This is a genomic window from Pseudomonas sp. MF08875, from assembly GCF_059862525.1.
This window is the reverse complement of record NZ_JCBCUW010000002.1, coordinates 142,372-164,387: the sequence shown is the minus strand read 5'-3', so window position 1 is coordinate 164,387 and position 22,016 is coordinate 142,372. Positions and strand designations below refer to the sequence as shown.

Below are 22,016 nucleotides of genomic sequence, written 5' to 3'. Positions count from 1 at the left end.
TGGGGGTTTTGCTATATGCCGATAAAATCCCCGCATGCCATTGCCCGTCTACACTCGAACCATTCCCTCCCAAGCCCTCCGAGAGTGTGATGCCCAGACTGTCGACTGTGCTTTTGCTGTCGCTGCTGACCTGGACCGCAACAGCTGGCGCGTTGACTCTCACCAATGAAGAGCGTGGCTGGCTTTCCTCCCACCCGCAATTGCGCCTGGGTGTTGATGCTTCGTGGCCGCCGTTCGAGTACCGCGACGAAGAAGGCCGCTACCAGGGCTTGGCCGCCGACTACATCAGCCTGATCGAAAAACGCCTCGGTGTCGCCGTCACGCCAGTGGAACCCGTGAGCTGGAGCCAGGTGCTGGAACAGGCCCGGCAAAACAAGCTGGACTTGCTGCCCGGCATCATGTCCACGCCGGAGCGCCAGGGCTATCTGGCGTTCACTCGTCCGTACCTGGATTTCCCCATCGTCATCCTCGCCCACGAAGGCGGGCCCCAGCCGCGCAAACTCCAGGACCTGTATGGCCTGAAAGTGGCGGTGGTGGAGAACTACGCCCCCCACGAACTGCTGCGCACCCAACATCCGGACCTGAACCTGGTAGCGTTGCCCAACGTCAGCTCGGCCCTGCAAGCCCTGGCCACCGACCAAGTGGACGCCGTGGTCGGCGACCTCGCGTCCAGCGTCTGGAGCCTGCGCCAGCTCAAGCTCGAAGGCATGTACGTCAGTGGCGAAACACCGTATCGCTATCAACTGGCCATGGCTGTGCCCCAGGACAGCAAAATCCTCGTCGGTATCCTCGATAAAGTGCTGGCCGACCTGAGCCCGGAGGAAGTCAGCAACATCCATGAGCGCTGGGTCGGCAATGTCCTTGACCACCGTGCTTTCTGGTCCGACCTGCTGATCTACGGCCTCCCCGGTCTGACCCTGGTGTTCACTATTTTGGCCGTGGTCATTCGCATCAATCGCCGACTCAGCTCGGAAATCGCCCGGCGCGTGGCCCTGGAACAGGAACTGCGCAGCAGCGAGTACCACTACCGCGGCCTGGTGGAGAGCCTTTCGGCCATTGCCTGGGAAGCGCGTATCAGCGATTTCACCTACAGCTACGTCTCGCCCCATGCCGAAGCCCTGCTCGGCTATCCGCTGTCCAACTGGCTGGTCCCGGGCTTCTGGCGCAACATCATCCACCCCGCCGACCTGACCCGCGCCCAGACGTTCTGCGACCGGGAAGTATTGGCCGGGCGCGACCACAGCATCGACTACCGCGTCATCACCGCCGACGGTCGCTGCCTGTGGGTGCGCGACATCGTCAGCCTGATCGAACACGGCCACGAGCCAGTCCTGCGCGGCCTGATGATCGACATCAGCGAAGCCAAGCACACCGAAGAGGCCTTGCGCCTGTCCGAGCAGAAATTCGCCTCGGTGTTCCAGCAATGCCCGGACATTCTGGTGATCGCGCGGCTGAGCGACGGCTGCCTGCTGGAGGTTAACAACGCCTTTGAAGAACAGATCGGCCTCAGTGCGGCAGAGGTCATCGGCAAAACCGCTACCGACCTGAACATCTGGGGCATCCCCGGGGTCGGCCCGGGCCTGCTGCAACGCTTGCAGGGCGGTAGCATCCGCAACCTCGAAATGCCCTTTCGCCGCAGTAACGGGCAACTGTTCACCGGCCTGATCTCTGCCGAGCCCTTCGACCTCGATACCACCCCCGCCCTGGTGGTCGTGGTACGTGATATCAGCCAGCTCAAGGAAACCCAACGGCAATTGCAAACCTCGGAAGAGAAGTTCGCCAAGGCTTTCCACGCCTCGCCCGACGGTTTGCTCCTGAGCCGCCAGCGCGATGGCCTGCTGATCGAAGTCAACGAAGGCTTTAGCCGCATCACCGGGTTCAACAGCGCCCTGTCTCTGGACCGCTCGACCCTGGACCTGGGCATCTGGGTCAACCTCAATGAGCGCAAGCAGATGCTCGATATGCTGCAACGGGATGGCTTCGTGCGCGACTTCCGCTGCCATATACGCCGCAACGACGGCCAGATCCGCCTCTGCGAAATGTCCAGCCGCCCACTGCCCATCGGCGACGACAACTGCATGCTGACCATCGCCCGCGACATCACCGAACGCCACCTGATGCAGGAGAAACTGCAACAGGCCGCCACCGTGTTCGAAAGCACCGCCGAAGGCGTGCTGATAACCGACACCCAGCAGCACATCAGCGCCGTCAACCGCGCCTTCACCGAAATCACCGGCTACAGCGAGACCGAAGCCCTAGGCCACACACCGCGATTACTGGCCTCTGGCCTGCACGACAGCGCCTTCTATGCGGCCATGTGGCATCAACTGACGGCCGAAGGCCACTGGCAAGGGGAAATCTCCAACCGCCGTAAAAACGGCGAGCTGTACCCCAGTTGGCTGACCATCAGCGCCGTGCGCAACCGCGACAAGTTCATCACCCACTTCGTCGCGGTATTTGCCGACATCTCCAGCCTCAAGCACGCCCAGGCGCGGCTCGATTACCAGGCCCACCACGACCCTCTCACCGGCCTGCCCAACCGCACCCTGTTCGAGAGCCGCCTACTCAGCGCCCTCAACCATCAACAGGAAAACGGCGGCCACGGCGCCGTGCTGTTTCTCGACCTGGACCGCTTCAAGCACATCAACGACAGCCTCGGCCACCCGGTCGGCGACCTGCTGCTCAAGGGCATCGCCGTGCGCCTCAAGGAGCAACTGCGCGACATCGACACCGTGGCACGCCTGGGCGGCGACGAATTCATCATCCTGCTGCCGGGCCTGCAACACGCCAGCGACGCGCAAACCGTCGCCAACAAACTGCTCTGCTGCTTTGGCGCACCGTTCCAGGCCGGCGAGCACGAGTTCTTCATCAGCGCCAGCATCGGCACCAGCCTCTACCCCCAGGACGGCTGCGACGTCGCCACCCTGGTAAAAAACGCCGACGCGGCCATGTACCGCTCCAAATCCAAGGGCCGTAACCGCGTCGAAAGCTACACCTGCGACCTCACCGCCCAGGCCAGCGAACGCATCGCCCTGGAACACGAGCTGCGCCGCGCCATCGAGCGCAACGAACTGTCGCTGTACTACCAACCAAAATTCAGCCTGCGCGACCAATGCCTGGTGGGCGCCGAAGCACTGCTGCGCTGGCACCACCCCACCTTCGGCGAAGTGCCACCCGAACACTTCATCGCCCTGGCCGAAGAAAACGGCATGATCCTGCAAATCGGCGACTGGGTGCTGGAGCAAGCCTGCCAGCAGATGCACACCTGGCACCTGTGCTACGACAGCTTCGGCCCACTGTCGGTGAACCTCGCCGGGGCCCAGCTGCGCCAGCCCAACCTGCTGGCACGTATTGAACAACTGCTGCACGACAACCGCCTCAAACCCGAACTGCTGCAACTGGAAATCACTGAAAACTTCATCATGAGCCAGGCCGAAGAAGCCCTGGCCGTGCTGCACCAGCTCAAACACCTGGGGGTACAACTGGCCATCGACGACTTCGGCACCGGCTATTCATCCCTGAGCTACCTCAAGCGCCTGCCCCTGGACTTCTTGAAGATCGACCAGTCCTTCGTCCGCGGCCTGCCCGACGACACCCACGACGGCGCCATCGTGCGCGCCATCATCGCCCTGGGCCGCAGCATGCAACTGACCGTCATCGCCGAAGGCGTGGAAACCCACGCCCAACAAGCCTTCCTCGCCGCCGAAGGCTGCGAACAGATCCAGGGCTACATCATCAGCCTGCCCCTGCCCGCCGAGGAATTCGCCGCAGCCTTTCTTCGCAGCACCCTTTCAGACTTTTCGGATAGCACAGCCGAGAAACCATCGTTATAATCCGCGGCCTACTGAGGGCCTATAGCTCAGTTGGTTAGAGCAGAGGACTCATAATCCTTTGGTCCACGGTTCAAGTCCGTGTGGGCCCACCAACTCCGAAGCCGCGCATTGCGCGGCTTTTGTGTTTTCGCAGGTTGCCCCTACGGGCCAAGCGTTCACGCGCTAAGATGCACGCCCATTGCCGTCCGCCGCTGGAGAGCACCTTGCCTGATTCGCGCCCCGTCGTTCTTGATGAAATCGACCGTCAGTTGATCGCCGCACTGCAAATCAATGCCCGCGAAAGCGTGGCCATGCTTGCGCGGCAGTTGGGTATTGCGCGCACCACGGTGACGTCGCGGTTGGCGCGGCTGGAGAAGAGCAAGGTCATCACCGGTTATGGCGTGCGCCTGGGCACGCGGTTGGCCGATGGCGGGTTGCAGGCGTATGTCGGCATCAAAGTGCAGCCGCGCAGTGGCAAGGACGTGCTGCGCCGCCTCAGTGCCATGGCCCAGGTGCAGCAGTTGTGCGCGGTGAGTGGCGAGTTCGATTACGTGGCGTGGCTGCGCACCGAATCGCCGGAGCAACTGGACCAATTGCTGGACCAGATCGGCAGTGTCGAAGGGGTGGAAAAAACCACCACCTCGATCATCCTCAGCCACAAGATCGACCGCGGCCAGCCGATTTGAAGGGCGACACTGGTCGAAATGCCCGCCAACTTCGTCATATCGCCTGAAAACAAACCAATACGACAGCACTCTGCGTCTTATTAACGGGCGCAACGCTGCCTAGAATGGCCGGCATCTTTCCTATACTCAGCGGGTCGTGCCCCGTTCGAGTCGCCAGCCAGGTCCGCCATGAACCCTTCCAATAAGAACAATCGCCACCCTGCAGACGGTAAAAAACCAATCACCATTTTTGGCCCGGATTTCCCTTTCGCCTTTGACGACTGGATCGAGCACCCGGCCGGCCTGGGCAGTATTCCCGCCGCCCAGCACGGCACCGAGGTGGCGATTGTCGGCGCCGGCATCGCCGGGTTGGTGGCGGCCTACGAGTTGATGAAGCTGGGCCTCAAGCCTGTGGTGTACGAGGCTTCGAAAATGGGCGGGCGCTTGCGCTCCCAGGCGTTTGAAGGCGCCGAGGGCGTGATCGCCGAGCTGGGCGGTATGCGGTTTCCGGTGTCATCCACGGCGTTCTACCACTACGTCGACAAGCTCGGCCTTGAGACCAAGCCCTTCCCCAACCCGTTGACGCCCGCCTCCGGCAGTACCGTGATCGACCTCGAAGGCGAAACCTACTACGCGCAAAAACTCGCCGACCTGCCGGCGCTGTTCCAGGAAGTGGCCGACGCCTGGGCCGATGCCCTGGAGGACGGCTCGCGCTTCGGTGACATCCAGCAAGCCATCCGCGAGCGCGATGTACCGCGCCTCAAAGAGCTGTGGAACACCCTGGTGCCGCTGTGGGATGACCGCACGTTCTACGACTTTGTCGCCACGTCCAAGGCGTTCGCCAAGCTGTCGTTCCAGCACCGCGAGGTGTTTGGCCAGGTCGGTTTCGGCACGGGCGGCTGGGATTCGGATTTCCCAAATTCCATGCTGGAAATCTTCCGCGTGGTAATGACCAATTGCGACGATCACCAGCACCTGGTGGTCGGCGGTGTAGAGCAGGTGCCGCTGGGCATCTGGCGCCACGTGCCCGAGCGCTGCGCCCACTGGCCCGCCGGCACCAGCCTGAGCACGTTGCACCACGGCGCGCCGCGTACCGGGGTCAAGCGTATCGCCCGCGCCGCCGATGGCCGTTTCAGCGTCACCGATAACTGGGGCGATACCCGCGAATACGCCGCCGTGCTGACCACCTGCCAGAGCTGGTTGCTGACCACCCAGATCGAGTGCGAAGAGTCGCTGTTCTCGCAAAAAATGTGGATGGCCCTGGACCGCACGCGCTACATGCAGTCGTCCAAGACCTTCGTCATGGTCGACCGGCCATTTTGGAAAGACAAAGACCCAGAGACCGGCCGCGACCTGATGAGCATGACCCTCACTGATCGCCTGACCCGCGGCACCTACCTGTTTGATAACGGCGACGACAAGCCAGGGGTGATCTGCCTGTCGTACTCGTGGATGAGCGACGCCCTGAAAATGCTCCCCCAACCCATCGACAAGCGGGTGAAGCTGGCCCTCGACGCCCTGAAGAAGATCTACCCCAAGGTCGACATCGCCGCGCGCATCATCGGCGACCCGATCACCGTGTCCTGGGAGGCCGACCCGCATTTCCTCGGTGCCTTCAAGGGCGCGCTGCCGGGCCATTACCGCTACAACCAGCGCATGTACGCGCACTTCATGCAGCAAGACATGCCCGCCGCGCAGAAGGGCATTTTCATCGCTGGCGACGATGTGTCCTGGACCCCGGCCTGGGTCGAAGGCGCGGTGCAGACCTCGCTCAACGCGGTGTGGGGCATCATGACCCACTTCGGCGGCAAGACCCACGCCGAAAACCCCGGCCCCGGCGATGTGTTCGCCGATATCGGGCCGATTGCCCTGGCCGACTGAGGAGCCCCCGCCATGCGCCTAGCCCTGTACCAATGCCCGCCGCAGCCGCTGGAGGTGGCGGGCAACCTGCAACGCCTGCAGCGCTTCGCCCACGAGGCGGCAGGGGCCGACCTGCTGGTGCTGCCGGAGATGTTCCTCACCGGCTACAACATCGGCAGCGACGCGGTCAGCACCCTGGCCGAGGCCCGCGACGGCGCCAGCGCCCAGCGCATTGCGCAGATCGCTCAGGCCAGCGGCGTGGCCATCCTCTATGGCTACCCGGAGCGCGCCGCGGACGGCCACATCTACAACGCAGTGCAGTTGATCGACGCCAACGGCCACAGCCTGTGCAACTACCGCAAAAGCCATTTGTTCGGCGAACTCGACCACGGCATGTTCAGCGCCGGCAACGCTGACTTGCCGGTGATCGAGTTCAAGGGCTGGCAGTTGGGCTTGCTGATTTGCTACGACCTGGAGTTCCCGGAAAACACCCGGCGCCTGGCCCTGGCCGGGGCCGAGTTGATCCTGGTGCCGACCGCCAACATGGTGCCCTACGACTTTGTCGCCGACGTCACCGTGCGCGCCCGCGCCTATGAAAACCAGTGCTATGTGGCCTACGCCAACTACTGCGGTGAGGAAGGCGCGATCCGCTACTGTGGGCAAAGCAGCATCGCCGCCCCCAACGGCAGCCGCATCGCCCACGCCGGGTTGGGCGAGGAACTGATCGTCGCCACCCTGGAGCGCCAACTGCTCCTGGATTCACGGGCCGCCACGCCGTATCTGGCCGACCGCCGCCCCGAGCTTTATGGCGAGCTCAACCGGCGCTGATCCGCTAGCATGGGCGCTTCACCGTTCTGGAAGCGCCCATGCCCGTGCCCACTCTGCCCCCTCCCCACTGCGAAACCCTGGCCAACGGGCTGCGAATTTCCCTGCACCGCGCCCCGCACCTCACGCGGTGCGCGGCCACGCTGCGGGTCGCGGCGGGCAGCCACGACGCGCCACAGGCCTGGCCGGGGCTGGCGCACTTTCTTGAGCATCTGCTGTTTTTGGGCACCGAGCGCTTTCCGATCGCCCAGGGCTTGATGGCCTTTGTGCAGGCCCAAAACGGCCTGCTCAACGCCAGCACCCAGGCGCGCACCACCGACTTCTTTATCGAGCTGGTGCCCCACGCCTTCCCCGCCGCCCTCGAACGCCTGAGCGACATGCTCGCCCACGCGCGCCTGAGCCTGGCCGACCAGTTGCGCGAGCGCGAGGTGCTGCACGCCGAGTTCATTGCCTGGGCCCGGGATGAGCAATCCCAGGGTGAAACGCTGCTGCTCAATGGCCTGAATGCGGCCCATCCGCTGCGCGCCTTTCACTCGGGCAACCGCTTCAGCCTGCCGGTGCCCAACCCGGCTTTCCAGCAGGCGTTACGCGGTTTCTACGAACAGTTTTATCGCAGCGCTCAAATGACCCTCAGCCTGGCCGGGCCCCAGCCCCTGGACGAACTCAAGGCCCTGGTGCTGCGCTTTGCCGCCGAACAGAACAGCGGCGCCCATCAACCGCAAACGCCGCCACCGCCGCTGATGGCGGCGGGGCAACACGTCCACCCACACATCACCCCGGGGCGCCTCAACCTGCTGTTCGCCGGCCACGCCGCCCCGGCAGTGGCGGCCCAGGCCCTGGATTTTCTCTGTACCTGGCTTAACAACCCGAAACCCGGCGGCGTGATGGCGCAACTGCAGCAACGCGGTTGGGCGACCACCCTGAGCGCTGCGCCGCAGTACCAGTTCGGCGGGCAGGTTTTGCTGCACGTCGGTTGTGAGCTACCGGCCCAAGTCGATCAGCACACCGAGATCCGCACCTTGCTGCTCGATTGGCTGGCCTTCTTGCGCGATGCCGACTGGGCGCCGCTGTGCGAGGAATACGCCTTGCTGCAACAGTGCAAACGTGAAACCGCCGGTGCCCTGGCGCTGTCGCGCTTGGGGGTAGAACCGCTGCAAGCCCACATGAGCGAAGCGGCCATCGCCGCCCTCAAGGGCCTGCTGCGCCAATGGCTACCGGGCACAACGGCGACCGAGACGTGGCACCTGCCCGCGCCGAACCCTTTCCTGCAACCCCCCAGCGAGGCACCGCGCGCCGGCCTGATTCGCGGCCAGACCAGCGCCCACCGTGGCCTGCGCACGTTTGCCCAGGACCGCACACGGGGCCGGCGCGAACATTCCAGCCTGAACATCAGCCAAGCCCTGCCCAGCGATGGCCGCGACGGCGCGCTCTACCTGCGCTGGCGCCTGCCTGCGGCCCTGGCAGAGCAGCGCACCAGCGCCCTGAACCAGCGCCTCGAACCGCTTGCGCGCGAAGCCGGGCAAGCGGGGGTCCGTTTGGAACTGGGCATCCATGGCGAGTACTGCCTGCTTACCCTGAGCGGCCGCCATCACGCCTTCGCTGCCGTGCTGGAGCAGGCCATACGCTGCCTCGACGAACCCCAAGCCGCGCTCGCCCCCACCCCACACGCCACGCCGATGCCGCTTCACCACTTGGCCTGCCTGCTGGCGCGGCATTGCCGGCCCATGGCGCCGCCAAGCGACGGCGACCTGCACAGCCTGTGGCGCGAGGCCCGCCGCGATGGCTTGGCCGTGGCCCTGCCGGCCAGTGTGCTAACGGCCATCAGCGCAGTCCTCGGCAGTGCCCCGGGCATCCCCGACAGCCAACTCGACACGCCGCCCTCCCTTATGGGCGAGCAGCGCTGGAGCACCGTTGCCAACGCATCCGGCGAACACGCCTTGCTGCTGTTCTGCCCCGCGCCCACCCAAGACCTCGCCGACGAAGCCGCATGGCGCGCGCTGGCGCAGCTGTGCCACAGCGCTTTCTACCAACGCCTGCGGGTCGAGTTGCAACTGGGCTACGGGGTGTTCTGTGGCCTGCGCCCGTTCAACGGCCAGCTCGGCATCGTGTTCGGTGTGCAATCGCCGCACACGCCGGTGGCGGGCATCCTGGCGCACATCGAAGCCTTCCTCGCCCAGTTGCCCAGCCGCATCGCTGCCCTCGACGACGCGGCCCTGCACCAGCAGTTGCAGGACGTGGCCGGCCATTACGACACCCGAGCCATGACCCTGCCCATCACCGCCGATTTGCTCTGGCACGCTCGGTTGGCCGGCCATGGGCCGCAGTACCTGGGGCAACTGCAAACGGCCATCCTGGCGCTGGACCGCCACAGCCTGCTGGCCGCGGCCCGGCGCCTGAACGAGCGTGTCGGCGGCTGGCGCTGCCTGGCCAGCGGCCAGAGCCCCGGTGCGCCGTGGCAAACGGTGGCGGTCTAGGCCAAAAGGCGTAGGCGCTCTACGACGCAAAGACTATTGAGCGCCGCGCACACCCGTTCCACGATCTGGTGAAGCCTGGGGTTGCCTCCCCACAGCCCTCACCGGAGCCCCGCGATGACCGACACCCCGCTGTCCCCCGCCGAGTTCGAGCACGCACTGCGTGCCAAGGGCGCCTACTACCACGTGCACCACCCCTATCACGTGGCGATGTACGAGGGCCGGGCCAGCCGCGAACAGATCCAGGGCTGGGTCGCCAATCGCTTCTACTACCAGGTGAACATCCCGCTCAAAGACGCCGCGATCTTGGCCAATTGCCCCGACCGCGACGTGCGCCGCCAATGGCTGCAACGCCTGCTCGACCACGACGGCGCCCCCGGCCAAGAGGGCGGCATCGAAGCCTGGCTGCGCCTGGGCCAAGCCGTGGGGCTGGACCCGGAGCAACTGCGCTCCCAGGAATTGGTACTGCCTGGCGTGCGCTTCGCGGTGGACGCCTATGTCAACTTCGCTCGCCGCGCCTGCTGGCAAGAAGCCGCCAGCAGCTCCCTGACCGAACTCTTCGCCCCCCACATCCACCAATCGCGCCTGGACGCCTGGCCCCGGCACTACCCCTGGATCGACCCGGCCGGCTACCAATACTTTCGCAATCGCCTGAGCCAGGCGCGGCGCGATGTGGAGCACGGTTTGGCGATCACCCTGCAGCACTACCGCACCCGCGAGGGCCAGGAGCGCATGCTGGACATCCTGCAATTCAAGCTCGACATCCTCTGGACCATGCTCGACGCCATGACCATGGCCTACGAGCTCGACCGCCCGCCCTACCACAGCGTCACCACGCAGCGCGCCTGGCACCGGGGAGTCACGCCATGAGCCTGGACCGTCGCCACACCCCGCGCTGGCGCCGCGGCTACCGCTTCCAGTACGAACCGGCACAGCGTGGCCATGTGCTGCTGTACCCCGAAGGCATGATTAAGCTCAACGACAGCGCCGCCCTGATCGGTGGCCTGATCGATGGCCGCCGCGATGTGGCGGCGATCATCGGCGAACTGGCCCGGCAGTTCCCGGATGTAGCCGAACTCGGTGACGACATCGAGCAATTCATGGAGGTCGCCCGTGCCCAGCACTGGATCGAACTGGCCTGAACACCTGCCGCCCAAACCCGCCGTCGGCTTGCCGCTGTGGCTGCTCGCCGAGCTGACCTACCGCTGCCCGCTGCAATGCCCCTATTGCTCCAACCCGCTGGATTTCGCCGCTCAGGGCCAGGAGCTGAGCACCGCGCAGTGGTTCCAAGTGATGGCGCAAGCGCGGGAGATGGGCGCGGCGCAACTGGGCTTTTCCGGCGGCGAGCCGCTGGTGCGCCAGGACCTTGCCGAGCTGATCGGCGAAGCCCGCAGGCTGGGCTTCTACACCAACCTGATTACCTCCGGCATCGGCTTGACCGAGGCGAAAATCCGCGATTTCAAAGAGGCCGGGCTGGACCATATCCAGATCAGCTTCCAGGCCAGCGACGAGCAGGTGAACAACCTGCTGGCCGGCTCGAAAAAAGCCTTCGCGCAGAAACTGGCCATGGCCCGCGCCGTGAAGGCCCATGGCTACCCGATGGTGCTCAACTTCGTCACCCACCGGCACAACATCGACCAGATCGAACGCATCATCGAGCTGTGCCTGGCCCTGGAGGCCGACTTCGTCGAACTCGCCACCTGCCAGTTCTACGGCTGGGCCCAGCTCAACCGCGCCGGGCTGTTGCCAACCCGCGAGCAACTGGTGCGCGCCGAACGGGTGACCAACGACTACCGCGCCCAACTGGAGGCCCAAGGCCACCCTTGCAAATTGATCTTCGTCACCCCGGACTACTACGAAGAACGCCCCAAGGCCTGTATGAACGGCTGGGGCAACCTGTTCCTGACCGTCACCCCGGACGGCACCGCGCTGCCCTGCCACGGCGCGCGGCAAATGCCGGTGCAGTTCCCCAACGTGCGCGAGCACAGCCTGCAGCACATCTGGTACGACTCGTTCGGCTTCAACCGTTATCGCGGCTACGACTGGATGCCCGAACCCTGCCGCTCGTGCGATGAAAAGGAACAGGACTTCGGCGGCTGCCGCTGCCAGGCCTTCATGCTCACGGGCGACGCCAGCCACGCCGACCCGGTGTGCAGCAAATCCCCCCACCACCCCATGATCCTTGCCGCCCGCGCCGAAGCCGAGCAGGCTGGCCAATCCATCTCGCAACTGGCCTTTCGCAATGAACGGAACTCACGCCTTATCGCCAAAATTTGAGCCCCTGAGCGCGACCGCCGCGGTGGCCGCCGGCACGGACTTCGCCGAGCTGTGCGCCGACGCCCGAGGGCTGTTCTGGAACCAGTACAACCCCGGCGACGGCGCCAGCCGTATCTGGCACTGGCAGGGCGGCGCGGCCCGTTGCCTGACGCCCGAGGGGTTCAGCGTGCGCAGCCGTGTCTACGAATACGGCGGCGGCGCGTTCTGCCTGAGCGATCAAGGCCTGGTGTTCGTCAATGAGGCCGACCAGCAGCTGTACCGCCAAGCCCTCGACGGCAGCGCGCCGGCGCCACTGACCCTGGGCACGCGCCGCTACGGCGACCTGCACTGGGCGGCTGGCCAGGTTTTGGCCTTGGAAGAAGATGGCAACCAGCATCGGTTGGTGAGTTTCAGCCTGCAAGACGGCACGCGCCAGGTGCTGGCGCAAGGGGCCGATTTCTACGCCGCGCCCACCCTCAGCCCCGATGGCCTGCGCCTGGCCTGGATCGAATGGAGCCGCCCGCACCAGCCTTGGACCGCCACACGCCTGATGCTCGCCGAACGCCAGCAAGGCCAGCCATGGGCCGCGCCGCGCTGCGTGGCCGGCGACGCTGCCGAGGAGTCTTTGCAGCAACCGCGCTTCGACGCCGCCTCGCGGCTCCATTGCCTGACCGACCGCGCCGGGTTCTGGCAGCCGTGGGTGGAGTGTGTATCCGGCCTGCGCCCGTTGCCTGCGGCAGCGGCGGACCACGGCCCGGCGCCGTGGCAACTGGGCGCCAGCACCTGGCAGCCCTTGGCCGATGGCGGTTACCTGGCGAGTTGGTGCGAAGCGGGTTTCGGCCGCCTCGGCATCCGCAACGGCGCAGGTGAGTGGAGGGACTTTACCGGCGCCTACAGCCGTTTTCGTAGCCTGGCCCTGGACGAAGAACGACTCTACGCGGTCGCCGCCTCGCCCTTGGCCCCGGCCGCCGTGATCGCTATCGACCGCCAGGGCGGCAGCGTACACATCCTCGCCGGCGGCAGCGCGCCCCTGCCCGCCGAGCGCATCAGCCAACCCCAGCCGCTGCGCTACCCCAGCGGCAACGGCGAGGCCCACGGCTTCTTCTACCCGCCCAGCGACGGCGCGACGAAACCACCGCTGCTGGTGTTCGTCCACGGCGGCCCAACGTCAGCTTGCTACCCGGTGTTCGACCCACGCATCCAGTTCTGGACCCAACGCGGCTTCGCCGTGGCCGACCTCAACTACCGCGGCAGCAGCGGTTACGGCCGCGCCTATCGCCAGGCGCTGCACTTGAGTTGGGGCGAAGTGGATGTGGAAGATGCTTGCGCCGTGGTCAGCCACTTGGCCGGGGAAGGCTTGATCGATGGCGAACGGGCGTTCATTCGCGGCGCCAGTGCGGGCGGCTACACCACCCTGTGCGCCTTGGCGTTCACCGAGGTGTTCCGTGGCGGCGCGAGCCTGTACGGCGTCAGCGACCCACAGGCCCTGACCCGTACCACCCACAAATTCGAGAGCGATTACCTGGATTGGTTGATCGGCGACCCCGAGCAGGATGCCCAACGTTACGCGGCCCGCACGCCGCTGCTCCATGCGGGGAACATCTGCGTGCCGGTGATTTTCTTCCAGGGCGAACTGGACGCCGTGGTCGTGCCACAACAGACCCGCGACATGCTCGCGGCCCTGCAAGCCAACGGCATTCGCACCCAAGCCCACTATTACCCGGACGAACGCCACGGCTTTCGCAAAGCCCACAACCAGGCCCATGCGCTGGAACAGGAGTGGTTGTTTTATTGCGAGGTGCTGTTGTAGTAAGCGGGCCAGCCCGCTTCCTACAACAACGTCAGCGCTTGGCGATGATGTACACCGCATGGATGATGCCGGGGATGTAGCCGCACAAGGTCAAGAGGATGTTCAGCCAGAACGCGCCGGCGAAACCCACTTGCAGGAACACACCCAGCGGCGGCAACAGAATGGCGATGATGATGCGGATAAAGTCCATGGGGCAGCTCCTGAAAAAATCGGCTCATGGGAGCCGGACAATCAATCGACCGCCCCCCAACGCCAGGGTTCAGTGCCGCGCCCTTCTCAGGCCAATATCTCAAGGCCATGTTTTTGCACGATGCTCAGTAACTTGAGCGCCATACCGCTGGGGTGCTTGTCCCCCGCTTCCCACTGTTTGACCGTGGACGCGCTGGTGTTGAGGTAACGGGCAAACACCGGTTGGCTGACATTGTTGCGCTCGCGCAGTTGCTGGATTTGCTGCGGGGAAATCTGCGCCGGCACCGGCGCCAAGCACGCCGCGTCGAACTGGCGCATGGTGGTCTTGCTGATCGCCCCCACGGCCAGCAACGCGCTGGCCGATTCGTGGACCGATTCGAGGGCCTCACTCTTGAATTTCTTACTCATCGTCTAACTCCATAAATTCGTTCATCGCCAACAACGCCTCGACCTGCGCTTCGCTCAACCCTTCGTAGGCCTTGGCCAACTCGCGAAACGCCAACAGCTCATCAGGGCTGATATTGCTCTGGTCCTGCTTGGCGAACAGACATTGATAAACCCAGTAGCGCCCGCCGCTGGCCAGCACAATCGAGCGATGGCGATTGCTGTTGAGGCGTTTTTTCCACACCCCGCCACCGAGGTTGTCCACGCGCCCCTGCAGGATTTCCCTGAAGGCCTGGCGCAGGTCCGCGTCAGAAATCCAGGCCTTGCGGGCTTGGGTAGCAAAGCGTTTGGTCTTGAACAGTCTTAACGTCATGGACATCCATTCCCACAACCATACCACCAAGTGGTATGTAATCAAGTGATGAATCGCAACCCGTCAGGTGCCGCGAGCGGGCAATCCCTGCCAGCCCCGCTAAAAAACCACTGCCACAGGCCGGTTCCAAGCCGCACGTGGCCCGGTGCAAAACCCGGTAAAAAAAACGCCCCCTGCCGAAAAAATCAGGCAGGAGGCGTGCGTTATTACCGCGAGACGGTTCGGGAATTGCGTGGGTTCAGACGGCGATGCCCTTGCGGCATTGCAATTGCGCGGTGCGCACCCGGGCGAAGGCGCGGGCCAGGCGTAGGAGCATTTCGTCGATGTTGCCTTTGCTGACGGTCAGGGCCGGGGTGAAGCTCAGGCTGTCCGGAGCGCAAGCCTTGAGCAGCAGGCCTTCGTAGCGCGCGGCCTTGACCACCGCATCCGCCGAGTCGTCGGCCAGTTGCACGCTCCATAGCAGCCCGCAGCCTTGCACCTGTTTTTGCGCATAGCGGTTGGCCAGCCGCGCCAGGCCTTCGCCCAGGTAATGGCCGCTCTCGCGTACATGGGCCAGGAAGCCGTTGTCCAGCACGCTGTTGAGCACCGCCAGGCCTGCGGCCATCGTCAGCGCGTTGCCGTGGTGCTGTTCGCCCACCTCGCCCACTTCAAAGCAGCAGGCCTGGCCCCGCGCCAGCAGGGCGGCCAGGGGCACGCCGCCGCCCAGGCCTTGGCCGAGGATGACGATATCGGCCAGCACACCGTAGGCCTGTTCCGCCAGCAACGTGCCGCAACGGCCCATGCCGGTGTGGGTTTCGTCCAGGATCAGCAAGATGCCCAATTCCCGGCACAGCCGCTCCACACCCTTGAGGTAATGCTCGCTGGCCGCCTCTACCTGGGGGGTGCTTTGCAGCGGTTCGAGCAGGATCGCCACGGTTTGCGCGTCGACATCGGCGTGCAGGGCGGGCAAGTCGTTGAAGGCTGGCGCGTAGTCCTGGCCGACCCGGATAACCCGCGCCGCGCCGCCACGGTGCAAGCGGCCCCACTTGCGCGCCAGTTGAATGGCCGCATCGCGGGCTTCGCTGTCGCTGCCCAGCAGGTAGGCCTGGTCGCTGCCGGTGCTGTGGCACAGGCGTTCGGCCAGGTTAAGCAGGCCACGGTTGTAGAAACCCGCGCCGGGGTTAATCAGCGCCTGGGCCTGGGCGGTCATGGCCTTGACCAGTGCCGAAGGGCTATGGCCAAGGGTGTTGGCCGCCGCGCCCTGGATGAAATCCAGGTAGGCGCGGTCTTCGCTGTCCCACAGCCAGGACCCCTGGCCACGCACGAATATTTGCTGGGGCCGTTCCACACTGGGCATCAGGCACTCACTTGAAAGGTTGTCGCGGGGCGACGATTGCCAGGGACTGGTCACCAGGTCATCCAGGCTCGGGGGGTTGCGACGCAAGTTGAACAGGTTCATGCGCGCAGGCCTTCCAGGGGCAGCCCCAACAGGCGCGCGGTCCAGTCTTCGACGCGGCCGCTGCGCATGCGCTTAATGGCAATGTCGCGCCAGCGTGAGGACAGCGCCGGGCAGTCCACCAGTTTTTTCAGCCCGGCGTGTTCCAGCGGCTCCTGATAAAAGCTGCGCAGGGCCCAGGCCACGGTCAAGCCGGGGTAGCTGCGCTGGATCAGCTCGAAAGGCTGGTCGGCGCTGACAAAACCGGGCTTGAGCACGCGGTAGAACCAGCCGCAGCGGCCGCTGTCCTGGGCTTGTTGCGGCAAGTCGAGCAGGCCCCAGCGGTGGCTCAGGCGATAGCACGGCGAGCGCGGCTGGCTGACTTGCAGCAAGGCACCGCCCCAGCGGAACAGGTCACCCAGGCACACGTGTTCTTCGCTCAGGCCACGGGAGGAGAGGTTTTCGCCGAAAGCTGGCGCGCACCAGTCGATCTGTGGATAACGTTTGCGCCAGTAGGCGTAGTGCTCGGCGGGGTAGTGATGCAGCGCCCGTTCGGGGCCGGTATGGAAGCGCGGGTCGCCGTGTTCGTCGCTGCCCAGGCCCTGTGGCCACAACCAGAGCCGGTTTGCAACCCGGTGTTTATCCGTGTCACTGACCAAACCCTGCCCGAGGTTTTTTGCCTTGCCTATGTAAACCCCTTCCACGCACACGCTGTTCATCTTGCTTTATGGCCCTGTAAGCCCTGTGAATAGGGGTTAGACTAGGCGCCTTGGCGGCAAACGGCCATTTCGTTTTTTCAGCATTTTCGATAAGTAAAACTTATGGATTTTAAGCAACTGCGTTATTTCGTCGCGGTGTATGAAGAAGGCCACGTGGGCCGGGCCGCCGAGCGCCTGTCGATCTCCCAACCGGCGCTCTCGCAGCAGATCCGCCAACTGGAGCAGAACCTTGACGTGAGCCTGTTCGAGCGCAGCAGCAAACGCCTGCTGCCGACCCTCGCCGCACACACTCTGTACAACCACGCCCTGCCTTTGCTCGACGGCATGCAACGCGCCCGCGAGGCCCTGCGCAACTTCCAGGGCCAGGCCCTGCGCACCCTGGCCATTGGCGTGCTGCAAACCGTGCACACCAGCCTGGTGCCGCAAATGCTCGAACGGGTGCGCCAGGCCCAACCGCACTTGGTGGTGCAGATCTACGAACTCACGGGGCTGGAGATCGAACGGCGCTTGCTCAATGGCTCGCTGGACATCGGCATCAGTTATCTACCGCCGCGCCAGCCCGGTTTACACGGCGTGTTGTTGTACGAAGATGAACTGACGCTGGTCATCCCCGAGGATCATCCGCTGCGCGAATTCAAGAAAGTTTCCATGAGCCAAGCCGCGGAATTGCCGATGTTGCTGCTGGGGGAGGAGTTCCAGGTGCGACAAATCTGGCAGGCGCAACTGGCCAGCCTCGGCCGCCGCCCGCAGGTGCAGGCTGAGTTGAACAACATGGCGGGGATTCTCGACAGCCTGCCCCACACACGCTTGGCCACGGTGTTGCCCGGGCGCTCGCAACAGGCCCACGGTAATCAGGCGCTGCTGTGGAAACCGCTGAGCGAGCCACGGGTGCTGCTCAAGGTGGGCTTGGTGTGCCGCGACATGCAGCGCCAGCAAGTGTCATTAGCGTTGCTGCGCAACCTGCTGGAAGAGGTGATGAACGGCCCGGACGGGCGCTTGAACGGGCCGACGACCCTGGACGTGTTGTAGCCGCGACTTTTTCGCGGGCAAAAGAAAACCCCGCCGAAGCGGGGCTTTGCAGACTGTTTCCCTGACATCCATTTCACTCCGCCGTCCTGGCAGAATCCTACGTGTCCGTGTTGTTACTTGTGCGCTTCCTGCGCGACGTCCATGAACAGTAGATTAGCTGTGGATCCAATCTGCCGATATGGGAGAACGGCAGCACGCCACGTAAGAGAATGCTTACATGGCGTTACAAACATCAGAACTGCGCCGCATCCAACAGGAACAACGATTCGCTGCCGGCCTTGACCGAAGCACTCAGCGAATGGATACGCGGCAGCAGGCGGGCGAAGTAGAAGCGCGCCGTGCCCAGTTTGCTGGCGTAGAAGTCGTCCTGGGTTTCCTTGCCCAATGCCGCCTTCGCCATCAGTGCCCACATGTAGCCGTAAGCCATGTAGCCGAAGGCTTGCAGGTACTCCACCGACGCGGCGCCGATTTCATTCGGGTTGCCCTTGGCGCGGTCCAGCAGCCATGCCGTCAGGTCGTCGAGGTTGTCCACCGCGTCGTTCAACGGCTTGGTGAATTCGCCCAGGTCGGCACTGGCGGTGGCGGTGAAATGGCGCACTTCGTCAGCGAACAATTTATAGAACGCGCCGCCGCTGCCGACGATCTTGCGCCCCACCAGGTCCAGCGCCTGGATACCGTTGGTGCCTTCGTAGATCTGGGTGATGCGTACGTCACGCACCAGTTGCTCCTGGCCCCATTCGCGGATATAGCCGTGGCCGCCGAAAATCTGCTGGCCGTGCACGGTGGTTTCCAGGCCCAGGTCGGTCAAGAAGGCCTTGGCCACGGGGGTCAGCAGCGCCACGAGGTCGTCGGCGCGTTTGCGTGTGGCAGCATCTTCGCTGAACTTGGCGGTATCGAGCTGCATGGCCACGTAAGTGGAGAACGCACGGCCGCCTTCGTTCGCCGCTTTCATGGTCAGCAGCATGCGCCGCACGTCCGGGTGGACAATGATCGGGTCGGCGACTTTGTCCTTGGCTTGCGGGCCGGTCGGCGAACGGCTTTGCAGGCGATCGCGGGCGTATTCGATGGCGTTCTGGTACGAGCGCTCGCCGGAGGCCAGGCCCTGGATACCCACGCCCAGACGCTCGTAGTTCATCATGGTGAACATCGCCGCGAGGCCTTTGTTCGGCTCGCCCACCAGATAGCCGATGGCTTCGTCGAAGTTCATCACACAGGTGGCGGATGCCTGGATGCCCATCTTGTGTTCGATGGAGCCGCAGGTCACCGGGTTGCGCGCACCCAGGCTGCCGTCGGCATTGACCATGAATTTGGGCACCAGGAACAGCGAGATGCCTTTGGGCCCGGCCGGGGCGTCCGGCAGCTTGGCCAGCACCAGGTGGATGATGTTTTCGGTGAGGTCGTGTTCGCCGCCAGTGATGAAGATCTTGGTGCCGCTGACCTTGTAGGAACCGTCGGCCTGCGGCTCGGCCTTGGTGCGGATAATGCCCAGGTCGGTGCCGGCATGGGGCTCGGTCAGGCACATGGAGCCGGCCCAAACGCCGGCGTACATGTTCGGCAGGTACGCGGCCTTGAGCTCTTCGCTGGCGTGGGCGTTGATCGAAACGCAGGCGCCGGAGGTCAACATCGGGTACAGGCCAAAGGCCAGGCTGGAGGAGTTAATCATCTCTTCGACCTGGGCCGACACGGCTTTGGGCATGCCCATGCCGCCGAACGCCGGGTCGCCGCCCACGCCTACCCAGCCGCCTTCGGCGTAGGTCTGGTAAGCCTGGGGGAAGCCTTGCGGGGTGGTAACCACGCCATCGTTCCAGCGGCAGCCTTCTTCGTCGGCGCTGCGGCTCAGGGGGGCGATGCTTTTGCTGGTGACCTTGCCAGCCTCTTCGAGAATCGCCTCGACCGTTTCAGCGTCAACGCTGTCGGCCAGTGCAGGCAGCTCGGCCCAGAGTTTGGCGACCTCGAAAACTTCATTGAGGACGAAGCGCATATCGCGCAGGGGCGCTTTGTAGTCAGCCATGGCAAACCTCGTGGGAACGTGAAAAGTGATTCGTGGGATCGGGTGTCAACAAGGCCCCGAGTGTACCCGAACAACTTTTGCGACACATAGGGTCGCCTCGTGACTTATTTGTTATTTTTGGTCACCAAAAAGAAGGGGAACCGCGCTGTGGGAGCAACTGTGTTACCCCTACCACTCATCACCGCCACTGCGTGCCGCCATCGCGAGCAGGCTCGCTCCCACAGAGAAAAAATGAAAACCTCACCCACACCACAGTTCAACGGTGGGAGCGGGCTCGCCCGCGATGGCGGCGGCATATCCAACATCAGTGCTGGTTGAGCCAATGCTATCGCGGGCGAGCGGAGCGCCGCGCGGCCCGCTCACACCGTTCCTCTTACAGCGCAAACAACCCCGCCGGCAGTTTCATCAGGCAATCGCTGCCCGCTTCGATGGCGGCGCGATGGGCGGCGGTGCGTGGCAGCAGGCGCTTGAAGTAGAACTCGCACGTTGCCAGTTTGCCCTGGCAGTAATCGCCGTCACCGCTGCCCTCGCTCAATTGCGCCTGGGCCACCAGGGCCATGCGCAGCCACAGGTAGGCGAGGATGATGTAGCCGCTGTACATCAGGTAATCCAGGGCGGCGGCGCCCACTTCGTCAGGGTTTTTCATCGCGGCCATGCCGACCTTCGTGGTCAATTCGCCCCACTGCTGGTTCAGGCCATTGAGCTGAGCGACATAGGCACCCAACTGCGGGTGGCCGCTGTTGGCTTCGCAGAACTTATGCACGATTTTGGTGAAGCCGCGCAGCAATTTGCCCTGGCTGCCCAGCACCTTGCGCCCCAGCAAGTCCAGGGCCTGGATGCCGTTGGTGCCTTCGTAGATCGGCGCGATACGGCAATCGCGCACCAGTTGCTCCATGCCCCATTCGCGGATGAAACCGTGGCCGCCAAACACCTGCATGCCGTGGTTGGTCACTTCCAGCCCGGTTTCGGTCATGAACGCCTTGCAGATCGGCGTGAGAAACGCCAGCAGGTCTTCGGCGTCCTGGCGTTGTGCCTCGTCCGCGCCCAGGTGGGCCACGTCCAGCAGTTGCGCGGTGAAGTAGGTCAGGGCGCGGTTGCCTTCGTTGAAGGCTTTCATGGTCAGCAGCATGCGCCGCACGTCGGGGTGGACGATGATCGGGTCGGCGCTCTTATCTGGCGCCTTGGGGCCGGTCAGCGCGCGCATTTGCAGGCGCTCGTTGGCGTACTTGATCGCACCCTGGAAGCTCGCTTCCCCCAGGCACAAGCCCTGCATGCCGGTGCCCAGGCGAGCGTGATTCATCATGGTGAACATGCAGTTGAGGCCCTTGTTGGCCTCGCCGATCAGAAAGCCCTGGGCCTCGTCGAAGTTCAGCACGCAGGTGGCCGAAGCCTTGATGCCCATTTTGTGTTCGATCGAGCCGCAGCTCACGCCATTGCGCGCCCCCGCCTCGCCCGCCGCATCGGGCAGGAACTTGGGCACGATGAACAGGGAAATACCCTTGGTGCCGGCCGGCGCGTCCGGCAGCTTGGCCAGCACCAGGTGGATGATGTTGTCGCTCAGGTCGTGCTCACCGGCAGAGATGAAAATCTTGCTGCCGGACACCGCGTAGCTGCCGTCGGCCTGGGGCACGGCGCGGGTCTTGATGATGCCCAGGTCGGTGCCGCAATGGGCTTCGGTCAGGCACATGGTGCCGGTCCATTGGCCGGCGGTGAGTTTGTTCAGGTACAGCTGTTTTTGCGCCTCGGTGCCGTGGGCGTGGATCGCCGACATCGCGCCGTGGGTCAGGCCCGGGTACATGCCCCAGGAGGTGTTGCTGGAGCCGACCATTTCGCTGATGACCAGCCCCAAGGAATGGGGCAAGCCCTGGCCGCCGTAGGCCGGGTCCGCCGCCAGGCCATGCCAGCCGCCCTCGACGTACTGGGCGAACGCCTGTTTGAAGCCCTGGGGCGTGGTGACGACGCCGTTGTCGAAGTGGCAGCCCTCTTCGTCGCCGCTGCGGTTGAGCGGCGCCAGCACGTTTTCGCAGAACTTGGCGCCCTCTTCGAGGATTGCATCGACCATGTCCGGGCTGGCGTCCGTGGCCCCCAACGCGGCGTAGTTGGCGTGGAAATCAAACACGTGGTCGATCAGAAAGCGCATGTCGCGCAGGGGAGCTTTGTACTCGGGCATGGTGGTTTCTCCGGCGGCAGATCGCTCC

The 22,016-nt window shown here is 64.4% G+C and carries 17 protein-coding genes and 1 tRNA gene; 11 read left to right on the top strand and 7 right to left on the bottom strand.

All coding sequences use genetic code 11. The features are described 5' to 3' along the window. Nucleotides 1–89: 89 nt before the first annotated feature. The 10 genes from AC19YT_RS02050 (at nucleotide 90) to AC19YT_RS02005 (ending at nucleotide 13,699) form a co-directional block, all read left to right on the top strand. Nucleotides 90–3,833 (top strand): bifunctional diguanylate cyclase/phosphodiesterase, encoded by a 3,744-nt coding sequence (locus AC19YT_RS02050; protein ID WP_500609626.1) that lies wholly within the window; start codon nucleotides 90–92, stop codon nucleotides 3,831–3,833. 15 nt (nucleotides 3,834–3,848) lie between these two features. Beyond that, nucleotides 3,849–3,925, top strand: a tRNA-Ile gene (locus tag AC19YT_RS02045). A 111-nt stretch (nucleotides 3,926–4,036) separates the two neighbouring features. Then, nucleotides 4,037–4,498, top strand: coding sequence for an Lrp/AsnC family transcriptional regulator (locus tag AC19YT_RS02040; RefSeq protein ID WP_095108949.1), 462 nt, complete (start codon nucleotides 4,037–4,039; stop codon nucleotides 4,496–4,498). Between the two features lie 168 nt (nucleotides 4,499–4,666). Beyond that, nucleotides 4,667–6,358 carry a flavin monoamine oxidase family protein gene (locus AC19YT_RS02035; protein WP_095108948.1) on the top strand — a complete coding sequence of 564 codons (1,692 nt, stop codon included), beginning with the start codon at nucleotides 4,667–4,669 and terminating at the stop codon, nucleotides 6,356–6,358. Between the two features lie 12 nt (nucleotides 6,359–6,370). Further along, a complete protein-coding gene (locus AC19YT_RS02030) occupies nucleotides 6,371–7,165 on the top strand; it encodes a carbon-nitrogen hydrolase family protein (protein WP_095108947.1) in 795 nt (264 codons plus the stop codon). Between the two features lie 38 nt (nucleotides 7,166–7,203). Next, a complete protein-coding gene (gene pqqF / locus AC19YT_RS02025; RefSeq protein WP_500609625.1) occupies nucleotides 7,204–9,636 on the top strand; it encodes a pyrroloquinoline quinone biosynthesis protein PqqF in 2,433 nt (810 codons plus the stop codon). 114 nt (nucleotides 9,637–9,750) lie between these two features. Next, entirely contained in the window at nucleotides 9,751–10,503 is a 753-nt protein-coding gene (gene pqqC, locus AC19YT_RS02020) for a pyrroloquinoline-quinone synthase PqqC (RefSeq protein WP_095108945.1), read from the top strand. Further along, nucleotides 10,500–10,775, top strand: coding sequence for a pyrroloquinoline quinone biosynthesis peptide chaperone PqqD (gene pqqD / locus AC19YT_RS02015; RefSeq protein ID WP_095108944.1), 276 nt, complete (start codon nucleotides 10,500–10,502; stop codon nucleotides 10,773–10,775). Before pqqC ends, pqqD begins: the two co-directional genes overlap by 4 nt. 4 nt (nucleotides 10,776–10,779) lie before the next feature. Next, on the top strand, nucleotides 10,780–11,910 hold the full coding sequence (pqqE, locus tag AC19YT_RS02010; RefSeq protein ID WP_371856234.1) for a pyrroloquinoline quinone biosynthesis protein PqqE: 1,131 nt from the start codon (nucleotides 10,780–10,782) through the stop codon (nucleotides 11,908–11,910). Continuing rightward, the gene (locus AC19YT_RS02005) at nucleotides 11,876–13,699 is read left to right on the top strand and encodes a S9 family peptidase (protein ID WP_500609624.1); all 1,824 of its coding nucleotides are present in this window, start codon (nucleotides 11,876–11,878) and stop codon (nucleotides 13,697–13,699) included. Before pqqE ends, AC19YT_RS02005 begins: the two co-directional genes overlap by 35 nt. Before the next feature lie 31 nt (nucleotides 13,700–13,730). Here AC19YT_RS02005 and AC19YT_RS02000 read toward each other — a convergent pair whose 3' ends face one another. The 5 genes from AC19YT_RS02000 to AC19YT_RS01980 all read right to left on the bottom strand — a co-directional run bounded on the left by AC19YT_RS02000 (nucleotide 13,731) and on the right by AC19YT_RS01980 (nucleotide 16,778). Continuing rightward, nucleotides 13,731–13,889 (bottom strand): YqaE/Pmp3 family membrane protein, encoded by a 159-nt coding sequence (locus AC19YT_RS02000; protein WP_095108941.1) that lies wholly within the window; start codon nucleotides 13,887–13,889, stop codon nucleotides 13,731–13,733. 86 nt (nucleotides 13,890–13,975) lie between these two features. After that, on the bottom strand, nucleotides 13,976–14,296 hold the full coding sequence (locus tag AC19YT_RS01995) for a helix-turn-helix domain-containing protein (protein ID WP_095108940.1): 321 nt from the start codon (nucleotides 14,294–14,296) through the stop codon (nucleotides 13,976–13,978). After that, nucleotides 14,289–14,645 carry a type II toxin-antitoxin system RelE/ParE family toxin gene (locus AC19YT_RS01990; RefSeq protein WP_095108939.1) on the bottom strand — a complete coding sequence of 119 codons (357 nt, stop codon included), beginning with the start codon at nucleotides 14,643–14,645 and terminating at the stop codon, nucleotides 14,289–14,291. The genes AC19YT_RS01995 and AC19YT_RS01990 overlap by 8 nt, the downstream gene beginning before the upstream one ends. A 238-nt stretch (nucleotides 14,646–14,883) precedes the next feature. Continuing rightward, nucleotides 14,884–16,083 (bottom strand): aminotransferase class III-fold pyridoxal phosphate-dependent enzyme, encoded by a 1,200-nt coding sequence (locus AC19YT_RS01985; protein ID WP_095108938.1) that lies wholly within the window; start codon nucleotides 16,081–16,083, stop codon nucleotides 14,884–14,886. Beyond that, complete coding sequence (locus AC19YT_RS01980) at nucleotides 16,080–16,778, bottom strand: MOSC domain-containing protein (RefSeq protein WP_095108937.1); 699 nt, start codon at nucleotides 16,776–16,778, stop codon at nucleotides 16,080–16,082. Before AC19YT_RS01980 ends, AC19YT_RS01985 begins: the two co-directional genes overlap by 4 nt. A gap of 102 nt (nucleotides 16,779–16,880) precedes the next feature. On the opposite strand from AC19YT_RS01980, the gene AC19YT_RS01975 reads away from it, so the two are divergent. Further along, complete coding sequence (locus AC19YT_RS01975) at nucleotides 16,881–17,807, top strand: LysR family transcriptional regulator (RefSeq protein ID WP_500597262.1); 927 nt, start codon at nucleotides 16,881–16,883, stop codon at nucleotides 17,805–17,807. 232 nt (nucleotides 17,808–18,039) lie between these two features. Here the strand turns inward: AC19YT_RS01975 and AC19YT_RS01970 are convergent, their stop codons facing one another. Further along, a complete protein-coding gene (locus AC19YT_RS01970) occupies nucleotides 18,040–19,818 on the bottom strand; it encodes an acyl-CoA dehydrogenase C-terminal domain-containing protein (RefSeq protein WP_500597264.1) in 1,779 nt (592 codons plus the stop codon). A 373-nt stretch (nucleotides 19,819–20,191) separates the two neighbouring features. Further along, the gene (locus tag AC19YT_RS01965; protein WP_500609623.1) at nucleotides 20,192–21,988 is read right to left on the bottom strand and encodes an acyl-CoA dehydrogenase C-terminal domain-containing protein; all 1,797 of its coding nucleotides are present in this window, start codon (nucleotides 21,986–21,988) and stop codon (nucleotides 20,192–20,194) included. Nucleotides 21,989–22,016 lie beyond the last annotated feature (28 nt).